Origin of the sequence: Streptomyces sp. NPDC002476, from assembly GCF_042889785.1 — a bacterium.
Taxonomy (GTDB): domain Bacteria; phylum Actinomycetota; class Actinomycetes; order Streptomycetales; family Streptomycetaceae; genus Streptomyces.
The window spans coordinates 1-13,774 of the sequence record NZ_JBIARH010000022.1 but is presented as its reverse complement, the minus strand read 5'-3'; the positions used below and the strand labels follow the sequence as shown (position 1 = coordinate 13,774).

Here is a 13,774-nt window from a genome sequence, read left to right as displayed (position 1 = left end):
GGCGGAGCCAGGGGACGGATCGCCAGCCGCGATGGCATTCAATCACTTACCAGCAACCATGCACGACGCCTTGGGACCATTGTCCGTCACGCCAGTGACACACTCGGTGCCGATGGCCAAGAATCAGCGACCCAGTCGACCGCCCGGGAACACGGACTCCGGCCCCTCTCCCGCCATGGTCCTCGACCGGCTCGCCGCAGCGGCGGGCCGGTCCGCGCGCATCACTCATACGGAGCACTTGCCCCCGCGTACGGGAACCCATGCCATCTGGCCCGATCGCATCCGGCCAGAAGTGATCGCCGCGATCCAGCAGGCCGGAATCGACCGCCCCTGGGTGCATCAGGCGGTGGCCGCGGAGCACGCTCTGGACGGGGATTCCGTGATCATCGCCACAGGGACGGCGTCCGGGAAGTCGCTGGCCTACCTCGCCCCGGTGCTCTCCGCCCTGCTCGACGGTTCCGAGGCCCTGAACGGCCGAGGCGCGACCGCCTTGTACCTCGCCCCCACCAAGGCCCTGGCCGCCGATCAGCGGCGCGCCGTGAAGGAACTCGCGGCCCCCCTCGGCAACGCCATCAGGCCCGCGGTGTACGACGGCGACACTCCGGTCGAAGAACGCGAATGGGTGCGCCAGTACGCCAATCACGTCCTGACCAATCCCGACATGCTGCACCGTGGGATACTCCCCTCCCACTCTCGTTGGTCCTCCTTCCTGCGCGCTCTGCACTACGTCGTCATCGACGAGTGCCACACCTACCGGGGCGTCTTCGGCTCCCACGTCGCCCAGGTCGTACGGCGGCTGCGCCGCCTGTGCGCCCGCTACGGGGCGGATCCGGTCTTCCTCCTCGCCTCGGCCACCGCCGCCGAACCGGCCGTCGCGGCGGGCCGCCTCACCGGGCTCCCCGTCAAGGAGGTCTCCGACGACTCCTCGCCCCGCGGCGAACTGGTCTTCGCCCTGTGGGAGCCGCCCCTGACCGAACTGCGCGGCGAGAGGGGCGCACCGGTGCGCCGTACCGCCACCGCCGAGGCCGCCGACCTCCTCACCGACCTCACCGTCCAGGGCGTCCGCTCGGTCGCCTTCGTACGCTCCCGCCGCGGCGCCGAACTGATCTCCGTCATCGCCAAGGAACGCCTCGCCGAAGTGGACCGCTCCCTGCCGGCCCGGGTCGCCGCCTACCGGGGCGGGTACCTCCCCGAGGAGCGCCGCGCGCTGGAACGTGCCCTGCACTCCGGCCGACTCCTCGGTCTGGCCGCCACCACCGCCCTGGAGCTCGGAGTCGACGTCTCCGGCCTGGACGCCGTCGTCATCGCCGGCTACCCCGGCACCAGGGCGTCGCTGTGGCAGCAGGCCGGTCGCGCCGGACGCTCCGGCCGTGGCGCCCTGGCCGTGCTGGTGGCCCGCGACGACCCACTGGACACCTTCCTCGTCCACCATCCCGAGGCGCTGTTCCAGCAGCCTGTGGAATCGACCGTCCTGGACCCGGACAATCCGTACGTCCTCGCCCCGCACCTCTGCGCCGCCGCCGCGGAGCTCCCGCTGACCGAACCGGATCTGGAACTCTTCGGTCCGGCCGCCGCCGGACTGCTGCCGCAACTGGAGGCCGCGAAGCTCCTGCGCCGACGGGCATCGGGCTGGCACTGGACCCGTCGTGAACGCGCCGCCGATCTCACCGGCATCCGGGGCGAGGGCGGCCGTCCCGTCCAGATCGTCGAGGAAGGCACCGGCCGGCTACTGGGCACGGTCGACGAAGCCGCCGCGCACACCGCCGTCCACGAAGGTGCCGTCCATCTCCACCAGGGCCGCACCTATCTCGTCCGGAAGCTGGATCTGGAGGACTCGGTGGCCCTGGTCGAGGAGGCGGCACCGCCGTACTCGACGACCGCCCGCGACACCACCTCCATCGCCGTCCTGGAGACCGACACCGAGATCCCATGGGGTGACGGGCGGCTCTGCTACGGATCCGTGGAAGTCACCAACCAGGTCGTCTCCTTCCTGCGCCGCAAACTGATCACTGGCGAGGTGCTCGGCGAGACCAAGCTGGACCTGCCGCCCCGCACCCTGCGCACCCGCGCCGTGTGGTGGACAGTCACCGAGGACCAACTCGATGCCGCCCGCGTCAACCCGGAGATCCTCGGCGGCGCCCTGCACGCCGCCGAGCATGCCTCCATCGGGATGCTGCCGCTCTTCGCAACCTGCGACCGGTGGGACATCGGCGGTGTCTCCGTGCCATTGCACCCGGACACCCTGCTGCCCACGGTCTTCGTGTACGACGGCCACCCGGGCGGTGCCGGATTCGCCGAACGGGCCTTCCACACCGCCCGTGCGTGGCTGACCGCAACCCGCGAGGCCATCGCGTCCTGCGAATGCGAGGCGGGCTGCCCTTCCTGCATCCAGTCCCCCAAGTGCGGCAACGGCAACGATCCGCTGCACAAGCGCGGTGCCGTGCGCCTCCTCAGCGAACTCCTCCGGTCCGCTCCACCGGAACCGGAGAAATCAGGTCCCCAGGCGCCCACGAATCCCCCAGCATCACCGGCGGCCGCAGACCCGGAGACGGCAGATTCGGGGGTGACGGACCCGGAGGTGGAGAAGCCGGAGTCGGCAGAACCGCTGATCCGGGAGAAACCATCGGAAGCGACGCCGATGCCCCAGGCCCAGGAGGAACCATCGGAGGGCCGGCCCGAGACCTGACCTCCGGTTCGTACGGCCCGAAACCCGCCCGGGCAGTGACGTCGGCGATCTCCCCGCGCACCATGCATCGCACCACCGTCGCCCCCTGTGCCGCGGCCACCCTCTCGGCCGCCCCGCACGCCTGCTCGGCCCCTCGAAGGGCGCGGTCGGCGGCTGCCAGGGCCGCGAGGTCCGCCGCTCCCCCGGCCCGGTGCTTGACGACCACCACCTGTCCGAGCGCCAGCACGACAACGAACACCGCGCACAGGGTCGTGGCCGTCATCGCCACCCACACCGTCGCCAGCCCGTCGTCCTGGCCCGCCCGTCTCCGGGCCCGTCCTCGGTCCGGAGCCCCGATCCGGACCGGAACGGATTCGCGGTCCCGGACCGATCCGCAGCCCCGGACCCGTGCACCCTCCGGGTCCGGATCGCAGTCGGGGCCGTACTGAGGCCCGGCCCCAGGCCCGAGCCCGGGACCATCAGTCCCATGAGGGCTCGGCCCGCCGGCAACGGCCTTCCGTTCTCTCCCTTCCCCGGTCACGACTCCTCCGTCAGTCATGCCCCCACCCCCACCGTGTCCTCGGCCAGCGCCGCCGCCTCCGCGTGAAGTGTCAGGGCCAGAGGGCCGAGGCCGGGCATCGGCGCCGCCACCCGTACCCGCCACAACTCGCCGGTCCGTTCCATCGAGACCTCGGCTCCACCGGGTGCCGCCGCACGGGCGGCCTCCAGCGCCTGGGCCTCCGGTTCCGAGCGGGCCGCCGCCCGCGCCCCGGCCCTGGCCGCGTCCACGCACCGGATCTGGGCTGCGGCGGCCATCAACGCCCACACCAGCGACAGGGCGAACACCAGCAGCACCGGAATCGCCATGGCAGCCTCCGCCGTCACCGCACCCCGGTCCTCGTTCCTTCCCTCGCCCCCGCACCCACCGACGGTTCCGGGCCGGCCCTTGTCCTCCGCGCCGCGGCCATCCCTAGAACTTCGCATCAAGCGCGTCCTTCAGCAGTGACTGCAGCGCGGACATGACCGGCTGGCTGGTGACCACCTTGTAGAGCACCGCCGCGAACGCACAGGCAGCGATCGTCCCCACCGCGTACTCGGATGTCGTCATTCCGTCGTCCGACCGGATCCGACGCATCAGGCCCCGCACCCAGCCACTGATTCGCTGTGCCATTCCAACCCCCAAAACATGCACGGTTCACACAGATATTCATTGGTTCACATTGATTCATGCTGGTTTCGAATCGATTCGCACAAAATCGGAAGGTCACGGACCGCTCTATGTCAGTCGGTGTGCAGCAGACCGGTCGCCAGGCCGATCACCACCGGCGCCACTCCGACGGACAGGAAGGCGGGAAGAAAGCAGAGCCCCACCGGCGCGGTGATCAGCACACCCGCCCGCTGCGCACGCGCCACCGCTGTGCTCGCCCGCTCCGCCCGCATCGCCTCGGCCAGTCGCGCCACCGGTTCCGCTGCCGGGGCCCCGGTCGACCCCGCCCGGTCCAGGCATCGGGACAGGGCGCGTGCACCGGGTATCTCGCCGAGCCTCCCCCAGGCCGCCGTGGGGTCACCGCCCAACCGGATCTCCGCGGCGGTCCGCGCCAATCGCACGCCCACCGGTCCGCCCAGCGACTCCCCCACGGCCTCCGCCGCCTCCCTCGGCCCAGCACCAGCAGAGATGCAGGCGGCCAAGAGATCTGCCGCGAGCGGAAGTTGACACACCACCTCCGCCGCCTCCGCAGCGTCCGGCTCCGCTTTCCGGCAGCGCTGCTTCCGTTGCCACCGCCATGCGCCGTACGCCGCCACCAGGCCGGCCATGCACCCTGACAGGCCACCCACCAGAACCACGCCCGCCACAGCAACCCCCACCGGCGCCACCCACTCCTTCACCCGGACACCGGGCACCATCCGCCCGCTGCCGCGCGTTTCCGGGCCGGTCCCGAACAGCAGCGCACCTCGACGGCGTCCCTCACGCCTCCGTCGCCGCTCCACCAGGGCGAGTACCAGACACACGGCCATGCCCACACCAGCCGACACGACCGCCACCCCGTAGACGACTCCACCGGTCACCACGCTCATGCCGTCTCCGCCGCCCGTACGATCCGGGCGGCCCAGCAGAGCCCGGCCACCTCCAGCGACGCACCCGTCACCAGACAGGCCAACCCGGCCGGAGTGTGGAGCAGCACCCGCAACGGTTCGGCCCCCAGGGCAGCCCCCAGCCCCAGTCCCAGCACCGGCAACAGCGCCAGCACGGCCACCGTCGACCAGGCTCCGGCCAATTGGGCCCGCAATTCCTCCCGTCTGCGCCGCTCCGCACGCAAAGCACTCTCCAACCGGTCCAGACCCGCCGCGAGACCCGCACCTCCGTCCACCGCCACGCGCCAGCAGGCCGCCACCCCGGCAAGCCCGTCCAGCCCCGGCACCCGGGCTGCCTGACCAAGTGCCGTCGGCACATCCCCGCCGAATCGCGCGGCAGCGGACACACCGGCCTCCGCCGCCCCCAGCACCCCGGCCCCTCGCACCGCGACGAGCAACGCCCTTCCCGGCTCGTGCCCGGCCCGCAACTCGCCCGTGACAACACCGCACAACGCGACCACCCCGTCGGCCCGGCGTTCCCGCTCACGCCGCAGAGCCCGTCGTCGCCGCCACCGCCGCACCAACGGAACCGCGACCACTCCGGCCGGCACCGGAAGCACGGACCGCCCCAGCACGGCGACGATCAGCGCCGCCAGGAGGCATAACCACTCCTGCCGCTCCCGCGTCCGCTTCCGGAGCCGGGCCCAGGTCCGCTCCCCCCAATGGCGAAGCGGCGACTCCACCGCGTCGGCGAACAGCACCCGGGCTCTGCGCCGCCCCCGGCTCCGCACCACCAGCGACCAGACCACCATGGCGAGGCACAGCACTGCCGCGCAGTTCGCGCCGGGTGACAGCCCCGCCGTCACACCCCCGCTCACAGCGCACCTCCGATCAGCGACCGCAGCCGCTCCCAGCCCCGCTCCCGGGCGAAACCGTCGGTGCCCCAGCGCAGTGCCGGCTCGGTCACAACCAGCCCGGACGTGTTCCTGTCCAGGACGTGCACCTCCGCGATCCGCCGCTGTCCGGTCCGGTCCCGCACGAGATGAACGACCACCGACAGTGCCGCTGCCAACTGGCTGTGCAGAGCCGTCCGGTCCAGCCCCGCCGCCGTTCCCAGCGCCTCGAGACGGGCCGGGACGTGCTCGGCGGCATTCGCGTGAACCGTCCCGCAACCGCCTTCGTGCCCGGTGTTCAGCGCCGCCAGCAATTCCGAGACCTCGGCGCCCCTCACCTCTCCGACCACCAGCCGGTCCGGCCGCATGCGCAGCGCCTGCCGTACCAGATCGCGGAGGGTCACCCGCCCCGCTCCCTCCTGGTTGGCGGGGCGGGACTCCAGGCGCACCACGTGCGGATGGTCCGGCCGCAACTCCGCCGAGTCCTCGGCGAGCACGATCCGTTCCCGTTCCCCGACCGCCCCCAGCAGGCTCGACAGGAGCGTCGTCTTCCCGGCGCCGGTCCCACCGCTGATCAGATACGAGACCCGGGCCTCGACCAGTGCCCTCAACACCCGGTCACCGCCGGGCGGCACGGTCCCGGCCTCGACCAGTTCCATCAGTGAGAACGCCCTGGGCCTCACCACACGCAGCGACAGACACGTCGAGCCGACGGACACAGGCGGCAGAACGGCGTGCATGCGGGTGCCGTCCGGCAGTCTGGCATCCACCCAGGGCCGAGCGTCGTCCAGTCGTCTCCCCGCCACAGCAGCCAGCCGCTGCGCCAGCCTGCGCACCGCGGCGGCATCCCGGAACGTCACCCCGGTGAGTTCGAGACCACTGCCCCGGTCCACCCACACCCGGTCCGGTGCGGAGACGAGTACGTCCGTCACCGCAGAGTCGGCAAGAAGCGGCTCCAGCACCCCGGTCCCGACCAGTTCGCCCCTCAACTCGTCAGCCGCACAGAGGACTTCGGTATCTCCGAGCAACCGTCCCTGGGCTCGCAACGCGGCCGCCACGCCCGCAGGCGTCGGCGCCGCGCCGCTCTGCGCCAACCGTTGCCGTACAGCGTCGAGCAGTGTCTCGGTCATGACGCGCCTCCCGCACCGAGTCCCGCCACGCCGTCCGGAACCGAAGCCCGCTCCCAGAACGCCGCGCAGAACCTGGCCAGCGGATCACGCGGACCGCCACCGGGAGGTGCGCCACTCTCCTGCGCCACCGACAGCCCCGCGTCGAGCGGAAGTTCACCAGCGAGCGGCAGCCCCAGCGCCTGCGCCACCCACCGGTCGTCGAGTCCCGCCGCGTAGGGGCCGCGGGCCACCACCCGCAAGTCGTCCAGGATCATCCCGACCGTCGATGCCACCCGCTTGGCCGCCGCGACCGCGCGGAGCTCTCCGGGCACCACCAGCAGCCCGATGTCCAGCTGGCCGAGCGCCTCGGCCACCGACTCGTCGACCCGGCGCGGCAGATCCACGACCACCACACCGCCGAGCCTGCGCGCCGCCGCCAGGACCGCCCGCATGGCCGGCGGCGGAATGACCACACAGTCGTCGCGGCCCCAGCTGAGCACCCGCAACCCATGCAGCGCCGGCAGCGACTCCTCCAGCGCACCGGCGCCGACCCTCCCCCTGGAATGGGCGAAATCCGGCCATCGCATGCCCTCGGCTCGCTCGCCGCCGAGCAGCACATCGATGCCTCCGCCGAGCGGGTCGCCGTCGATCAGCATGGATCGCCGCCCCGCCCCGGCCGCGGTCACCGCGAGGGCACAGGCCAGCGTGGAGGCCCCGGAACCTCCCCGGCCGCCGATCACCCCGACAGTGAGCGCGGGCCGGCCGACACCTTCTGCCGCATTGGCGATCTGGTCGACGAGCCACCCTTCGGATTCGGGCAGCCTCAGCACGTATTCGGCACCGATCTCCACGGCACTGCGCCAGACGTCCGGTGCGTCCTCGTCCCTCCCGACGAGCATCACCCCGCGCCTGCGCACGGCCCCGCGGCACCTTCGCACGGCGTCGTCCCCCACGAGAACCATCGGGGCCTGTTCCCAGCTGCCCCTGCGCTCGGGCAACGAGTGATGAACTTCAGGTTCCGCACCGGCAGCGGCGCACAGCCGCAGCAGATCATCGAGGAGTTCCACGTCCTCGGTCACGATCAACGGTCCGCCCCGCCGCGCTCCGGCGGTCGGCAGACGGTCCCGAGCGATGGATTCAGCCACGATCTCCGCCCCCTTCTCACTGCACGTTCATCGCGGGTTCGCAACGATCTCGGGAGGTTTCCGAGATCAGCGATTCCGCAACCCGCGGACTTCGCGGCTGGAATCACCGTGCAACGCTTCCGGAAATCTTGTGGATCTTGCTCAAAAACTGTGGACAACTCCGCCCCTGTGAATAACTCCGTCACCCGTACCGATGACTTCCGGAGAGCAGCCCTTCCGTCACCGAACGTGACGGATCACGATGGAGGAGATGGAGACGGAAGCGAACCGGCGCGCCCGAAATGGAGGCAGAATGCTTGATTCCGTGCCACAGAAACGTGCCCGGACATGCGACGACCCCCGCCGGGGGGGAGAGCGGGGGTCGTCCCCACGGCCGACTCGGGGGGGGAGGAGCCGGACCGGGTTAGCACGGTCGCGAACGATCCGTGACTTCCATGGTGTACCCGAGAGCCTTCTCAGGCAAACCCACGCGCCGGAGTTTACGCCGAATGGTGGGCCCCTATGCTCTGCGTTGTGGAAAACCGCTTCTTGCCGCGCACAGCAGCCTTCTTCGACCTGGACAAGACGGTCATTGCGAAGTCTTCGACGCTGACCTTCAGCAAGTCCTTCTACCATGGCGGACTGATCAACCGCCGCGCCGTACTGCGCACCGCGTACGCACAGTTCGTGTTCCTTGCCGGAGGTGCAGATCACGACCAGATGGAACGGATGCGGGAATACCTCTCCGCGCTATGCAAGGGCTGGAACGTCCAGCAGGTGAAGGAAATCGTCGCCGAGACCCTGCACGACCTGATCGACCCGATCATCTACGACGAGGCGGCGACGCTCATCGAAGAGCACCACACCGCCGGACGCGATGTGGTGATCGTCTCCACCTCGGGCGCGGAGGTCGTCGAACCGATCGGTGAGCTGCTCGGTGCCGACCGGGTCGTCGCCACTCGGATGGTCATCGGCGACGACGGCTGCTTCACCGGAGAAGTCGAGTACTACGCCTATGGACCGACGAAGGCCGAGGCGATCAAGACGCTCGCCGTGTCGGAGGGGTACGACCTCTCACGCTGTTACGCCTACAGCGACTCCGCGACAGACGTACCGATGCTGGAGTCCGTCGGGCACCCCCACGCGGTGAATCCGGACCGCGCCCTGCGCCGCGAAGCGACCCTTCGCGAGTGGCCGATTCTCGTCTTCGACCGCCCGGTCCGCCTCAAGCAACGGCTGCCCACCTTCGCCATGCCGCCGCGTCCGGCGCTGGTCGCGGCCGCGGCAGTGGGCGCCGCCGCCGTCACGGCGGGACTGGTCTGGTACACCTCCCGTCGCCGAAGCACCACGACGTCCCTCTGACAGCGGGCACGAGGGCCCGGCAGTCGGCACGATGTCCCGCACGAGCCGCCGCCAACAGAACTGAACGCCACGGGACCGGACACCACGGGCCGGGCGGCGCCGCCTCACCAACCCCGCTCAGGCGGGCGCCCGGCCCTCTCGCTCCTCGCAACCCGCGAGCGGCCGAACCATCGGCCTCCTACGTGCTCCGATTCATGCACCGAGTCAGGCATTCATGCACCGAGTCAGGCCCGATCAACCGATCCGACCAGTATGCGCAACTCGCCCGTAATTGAACACAAAAGTAAAGAAGTGCGGCCGCCACTACCGCTCACCTCGGCTCTGGAGTACAAAGGACTCAACGGCCCGCGAGACCAAGGACATCCGAAAGGATTACCTGTAACGCACAGAAGGCCCCACGGACCGAGCATGAAAACCGAGTACCCACGCGACGTCGACCCGTCGATTACGGGCCAGCCGCACCAGGAATCGGGCAAGGACCCCGGCCTGATGGGCACATATCGAGGACGCTTGGTAACTGGGTAGACATGCCAGCGGCGGTACCGAGGACGGTACCGCCGCAACCCTTTTGTGGCGGCCCCGTTCCTCGCCCGACGAGACGCGCGCCGCCTGCGGGAACAAGGCACGCCTCGCCCGAGGCGGCGCCACGGCCGCGATACCACCGCTGTGAAGTCACGCGCGGGTGCAGGTGCCCCGGCCCGGGGGTGGTGCTCCCCCTTGCCCGTACCAGCGCGTTCGTTCGCCGGTCCGGCTCCTCGGAACCGTCACCGTGCCGCGCGGCCCCGCCGTCGAGTCACGCTGCCCCGCGCTGCAGCGCCTCGCAGACCGCCGTCGTTTCCCTGACACCCAGTTCCACGGCTTTTCCGCAGTGCGCGATCCAGGTCGCCATCCCGGCCGGCGTCCCCGACAGGTACCCCTCGAACGCCGCAGCGTACGCCGCTCGTCCCTGCTCGGCGTACCCCACCTCGGCGGGGCAGATCGACTTGGGGTCGAGCCCGCTCCCGATCAGGACGATCCGCTCGGCGGTCCTGGCGACGAGACCGTTGTACGAGCAGAAGGGACGCAGGGCCAGAAGTTCACCGTGCACGACCGCCGCCGTCACCAGCGCGGGCGCGGCAGTACCCGAAAGGATCAATGCGGAAAGCCCGTCCAGTCGCCCGGCCACCTCGTCAGCATCGGGCAGCGGCGCTTCGATCAGCGGTTCGTCGACGCGTTCGCCCGCGAGCCGCGGTCGGCCGACGGCGTCCTCGGGCTCCGCCCGTCCGGCCGCGACCAGATGCAACCGCGCCAGCACCCGCAACGGCGACTGCCGCCAGATGGAAAGCAGTTGACCCGCTTCGGCAGTGAGCCGAAGGGCCGCTCCGACGACACGCGCCTCGTCGTCACCGCTGAAGTCGCTGCGTCGGCGCACCTCCTCCAGATTCCAGTCGGCACCGGACAGCGCGGCCGAGCCGCGGGCGCCACGCAGCGCCGCTTCGGCGGTGACCTCGTTGCTGCGGCGCCTCATGATGCGGTGGCCGTAGACCCGGTCCACGGACTTGCGTACGGAGTCCACCGCCTCGGCGACTCCCGGCAGGGCACTCAGGGCGGCGAGCGGATCGGGGGCAGTCGTACTCATAAGTAACGAGGCTACGCGCCTACCACACCGATAACACCCAGGAGTGGGCTTCTTCACGAGGACTGACAGCGGACCGCTGTCATGGCACTACCCTAGGTGAACATGAAGATCGCTTTCGTAGGCAAGGGCGGCAGCGGCAAGACCACGCTGTCCTCGCTCTTCATTCGCCACCTCGCAGCCAATGAAGCCCATGTCGTCGCGGTGGACGCCGACATCAACCAGCACCTCGGGGCCGCTCTCGGGCTCGACGACCGGGAGGCCGCGGCACTTCCGGCCATGGGAGCCCATCTACCCCTGATCAAGGAGTACTTGCGCGGCAGCAATCCGCGTATCGCCTCCGCCGAGACGATGATCAAGACGACCCCGCCGGGCGAGGGTTCACGATTGCTGCGGGTCCGCGAGAACAACCCGGTCTACGAAGCGTGCGCGCGCACGGTCCGGCTCGACGACGGGGAGATCCGGCTGATGGCCACCGGACCGTTCACCGAGTCGGATCTGGGCGTGGCCTGCTACCACTCGAAGGTCGGCGCGGTGGAGCTCTTCCTCAACCATCTCGTCGACGGCCCCGACGACTACGTCGTCGTCGACATGACGGCGGGATCCGACTCGTTCGCCTCCGGGATGTTCACTCGCTTCGACATGACGTTCCTGGTTGCCGAACCGACCCGGAAGGGTGTCTCGGTCTACCGACAGTACAAGGAGTACGCACGGGACTTCGGGGTCACGCTGAGGGTCGTCGGCAACAAGGTTCACGGCAAGGAAGATCTGGAGTACCTCCGCTCCGAGGTCGGCGACGACCTGCTGATCACCGTCGGGCACTCCGACTGGGTCCGGGCGATGGAGAAGGGTCGGCCGAACCGTTTCGAGCAGCTGGAGGCGGAAAACCGGATGGCTCTGCAGGCTCTGCAGAACGCCGCCGACGACTCGTACGGGCAACGCGACTGGGAGCGCTACACCCGCCAGATGGTGCACTTCCATCTGAAGAACGCCGAGAGCTGGGGCAACGAGAAGACAGGCGCCGACCTGGCCGCCCAGGTCGACCCCTCTTTCGTGCTCGACGAGCGGTTCGCACGGGAGGATGCCGTGCAGCCCGTCTGATCGGGTCCCGTCCGGCCGCGGACGGGACCGTAAAAATGTGCTCGGAGGAACTCGCCATCCTCCGGACGCCACTCGGGACGCCCCTCGGGCAGATCGCGCCAGGTCGGCATGGCGAGGGGTTCTCGGACATCGGCTGCGAGCTCGGGTGCGCGGCCGACGCTCGTACGCAGCCGCCGCCCCGCGCATCCGCCTCGTCACCATCAGCGCTCGACGGGTCGGTGTCCGCTCCCACGCCGTCCTGACCGCCCCGCTCGTCGGCCCCCGGCGCCCTGCCAGCATGCGTGTTCGCCCCTGCCTCCAGCCTCGATCGCCCAGTGCCTCCGAGGAATTCCGCCCAGCCCTCAACCGGGGCCTGGCCCACATCGAGCGTGGCGAGTTTCGCCAGCCACCGAATCCTGCGCGTCCAGCCGGTCGGCCAGTTTCCGGAAGGAAACGCGCACCGGACGTCTTTCCTCGCGCAGACTCTCGCGATGGTCTGCTCAACGGCTCGCCTGTACGTACCGCCGTTCCCGGCTCGAAGTGATTGCCAGTGATCAGCGGAGCACGGATTCCGTCGTCGGCACGGTCGAACGCCTCGCGCAGGCCGTCGCGCATCCGATTCCCCCCAGTGTTCGCGCCGCGACGGGTATCCCTGGGGCGTGCCGGGCTGGTTGAACATGAAGTTGCAGTCCATCGAGAGGATCTCGAAATCGCTCCCCGGAACCGGCACGATCTGCATGGACAGGTCCCAGAGGCCACCCTTCCTCTTCGGCCGGACCTGCCTGTTGACGCCGCTGGAGTCGTACCGGAATCCCATCGTCCGCCCTGCGGCCACCGTGTTTTTCCGTCCTTCCGGACACGGGGTGCGGCCACCGACGAGTTCCTTGTCGTCGTCGAAGGGAGGCGGCTTCTCGTCCTTCAGGGCGGGAATGTTGGTCCTCCGGTTCTTCACGAAGGACTTGACCTGGCCGATCTCACTCTTCCGCTGCTTCACGGTCCGGGTGCCGACGCTGCCTTCCGGACCGCAGACGTGCCCGTTGAAGTGGGTGCCGATCTCGTTGCCCTCCCCCCAGGCGCCTCGTAGCCGAGCGAGGGTGTTCCGGATGCCGTCGGTGCTGTTGAAGCCGATGTCCGAGCTGCCGATGCCATGCTTCGGCGGGTCGTAGAGCTCCAGCTTCCCTTCCGGCAACATGTACACGCCACTGAGGAAGTAGGTCATGCCGGCGCGGCACTTCCTGCCCACCTCGCGGAAGCGCGAGAACAGCTTCTGGCTGTCCTCCCTCGCATCGCCCCAGGTGAACACCACGAACTGCGGCGGCTTCTGACCGGATGCCAGGCGCCGCGCCACCGGTTGGTTCGGCTGACTGCTGGTGAAGGCGGTGGAGCCGTCGCCGATGAGCCGCATCACACTCCTGGGCACGTACCCCCGGAACTTTCTTCGTCACCGTCTTCTTCGCTTGCGCTTCCGGCTTCACGGCGCCGGGCCCGGCGGCTCCGGCCGACGCGCCGGGTTCGGACGAGCAGCCGGTCACCCCGCCAGCGCAACAACCGCGGCGCACAGACCACCCCATCCGGGCGGCGCGTCTCGTCGCGGCTCCCCTCTTCGTGGCACCACCCTTCTCGACGCCGTTCTTCTCAGCACCACTTCTTTTGGCGTCGCACATGCGCCCCACGGCAGCCGGCATTCGCCCGGCCTCTCCCTCGCAGTAAATCTGCGCTGTATGTACTCATATAGAGCGATTTGGGCTACACCACCTAGTACTCCAGCCGTAGATCGTGACTGGCTGGAGTTGGCTCATGCTCTCCGGGGCTTGCGAGGCTTGGCCCAGTTGCCGTGTGGTCGGTTTCGTTCC

Annotated in this window: 10 protein-coding genes and 2 pseudogenes; 3 read left to right on the top strand and 9 right to left on the bottom strand. The window is 69.9% G+C overall.

The features are described from left to right. Positions 1–31: 31 nt before the first annotated feature. Positions 32–2,686 carry a DEAD/DEAH box helicase gene (locus tag ACFYXM_RS23470; protein WP_389292041.1) on the top strand — a complete coding sequence of 885 codons (2,655 nt, stop codon included), beginning with the start codon at positions 32–34 and terminating at the stop codon, positions 2,684–2,686. Between the two features lie 40 nt (positions 2,687–2,726). Here ACFYXM_RS23470 and ACFYXM_RS23465 read toward each other — a convergent pair. The 7 genes and pseudogenes from ACFYXM_RS23465 to ssd form a co-directional block, all read right to left on the bottom strand. Then, a pseudogene (locus ACFYXM_RS23465) lies at positions 2,727–3,224 on the bottom strand (Rv3654c family TadE-like protein); the annotation flags it as partial. Continuing rightward, a complete protein-coding gene (locus ACFYXM_RS23460; RefSeq protein ID WP_389292040.1) occupies positions 3,221–3,649 on the bottom strand; it encodes a TadE family type IV pilus minor pilin in 429 nt (142 codons plus the stop codon). The gene ACFYXM_RS23460 and the pseudogene ACFYXM_RS23465, both read right to left, overlap by 4 nt. After that, positions 3,636–3,836 carry a DUF4244 domain-containing protein gene (locus tag ACFYXM_RS23455; protein ID WP_199883307.1) on the bottom strand — a complete coding sequence of 67 codons (201 nt, stop codon included), beginning with the start codon at positions 3,834–3,836 and terminating at the stop codon, positions 3,636–3,638. The genes ACFYXM_RS23460 and ACFYXM_RS23455 overlap by 14 nt, the downstream gene beginning before the upstream one ends. A gap of 110 nt (positions 3,837–3,946) precedes the next feature. After that, a complete protein-coding gene (locus tag ACFYXM_RS23450) occupies positions 3,947–4,741 on the bottom strand; it encodes a type II secretion system F family protein (protein ID WP_389292038.1) in 795 nt (264 codons plus the stop codon). After that, positions 4,738–5,550: a type II secretion system F family protein gene (locus ACFYXM_RS23445; RefSeq protein ID WP_389292168.1), complete on the bottom strand. Its 813-nt coding sequence runs from the start codon at positions 5,548–5,550 to the stop codon at positions 4,738–4,740. Before ACFYXM_RS23445 ends, ACFYXM_RS23450 begins: the two co-directional genes overlap by 4 nt. Before the next feature lie 62 nt (positions 5,551–5,612). Beyond that, positions 5,613–6,761, bottom strand: coding sequence for a TadA family conjugal transfer-associated ATPase (locus ACFYXM_RS23440; RefSeq protein WP_389292036.1), 1,149 nt, complete (start codon positions 6,759–6,761; stop codon positions 5,613–5,615). Further along, on the bottom strand, positions 6,758–7,885 hold the full coding sequence (gene ssd, locus ACFYXM_RS23435; protein WP_389292035.1) for a septum site-determining protein Ssd: 1,128 nt from the start codon (positions 7,883–7,885) through the stop codon (positions 6,758–6,760). Before ssd ends, ACFYXM_RS23440 begins: the two co-directional genes overlap by 4 nt. 501 nt (positions 7,886–8,386) lie before the next feature. Here ssd and ACFYXM_RS23430 point away from each other — a divergent pair. Further along, entirely contained in the window at positions 8,387–9,226 is an 840-nt protein-coding gene (locus ACFYXM_RS23430; RefSeq protein ID WP_389292033.1) for an HAD family hydrolase, read from the top strand. Between the two features lie 793 nt (positions 9,227–10,019). On the opposite strand, the gene ACFYXM_RS23425 is transcribed toward ACFYXM_RS23430, so the two are convergent. Continuing rightward, positions 10,020–10,844: an oxidoreductase gene (locus ACFYXM_RS23425; RefSeq protein ID WP_389292031.1), complete on the bottom strand. Its 825-nt coding sequence runs from the start codon at positions 10,842–10,844 to the stop codon at positions 10,020–10,022. 102 nt (positions 10,845–10,946) lie between these two features. Between ACFYXM_RS23425 and ACFYXM_RS23420 the strand changes: the two genes are divergently transcribed. After that, the gene (locus ACFYXM_RS23420) at positions 10,947–11,942 is read left to right on the top strand and encodes an ATP-binding protein (RefSeq protein WP_389292030.1); all 996 of its coding nucleotides are present in this window, start codon (positions 10,947–10,949) and stop codon (positions 11,940–11,942) included. 262 nt (positions 11,943–12,204) lie between these two features. Here the strand turns inward: ACFYXM_RS23420 and ACFYXM_RS23415 are convergent. Continuing rightward, positions 12,205–13,492, bottom strand: a pseudogene (locus tag ACFYXM_RS23415) (hypothetical protein); the annotation flags it as partial. Positions 13,493–13,774 lie beyond the last annotated feature (282 nt).

Excerpts from the sequence above, each read along its gene's own strand:
- ACFYXM_RS23430 (WP_389292033.1), top strand. The coding sequence starts at position 8,387 with ATGCTCTGCGTTGTGGAAAACCGCTTCTTGCCGCGCACAGCAGCCTTC.
- ACFYXM_RS23445 (WP_389292168.1), bottom strand. The coding sequence starts at position 5,550 with ATGGTGGTCTGGTCGCTGGTGGTGCGGAGCCGGGGGCGGCGCAGAGCC.
- ACFYXM_RS23450 (WP_389292038.1), bottom strand. The coding sequence starts at position 4,741 with ATGAGCGTGGTGACCGGTGGAGTCGTCTACGGGGTGGCGGTCGTGTCG.
- ACFYXM_RS23440 (WP_389292036.1), bottom strand. The coding sequence starts at position 6,761 with ATGACCGAGACACTGCTCGACGCTGTACGGCAACGGTTGGCGCAGAGC.
- ACFYXM_RS23425 (WP_389292031.1), bottom strand. The coding sequence starts at position 10,844 with ATGAGTACGACTGCCCCCGATCCGCTCGCCGCCCTGAGTGCCCTGCCG.
- ACFYXM_RS23460 (WP_389292040.1), bottom strand. The coding sequence starts at position 3,649 with ATGCGAAGTTCTAGGGATGGCCGCGGCGCGGAGGACAAGGGCCGGCCC.
- ACFYXM_RS23455 (WP_199883307.1), bottom strand. The coding sequence starts at position 3,836 with ATGGCACAGCGAATCAGTGGCTGGGTGCGGGGCCTGATGCGTCGGATC.
- ACFYXM_RS23420 (WP_389292030.1), top strand. The coding sequence starts at position 10,947 with ATGAAGATCGCTTTCGTAGGCAAGGGCGGCAGCGGCAAGACCACGCTG.
- ACFYXM_RS23470 (WP_389292041.1), top strand. The coding sequence starts at position 32 with ATGGCATTCAATCACTTACCAGCAACCATGCACGACGCCTTGGGACCA.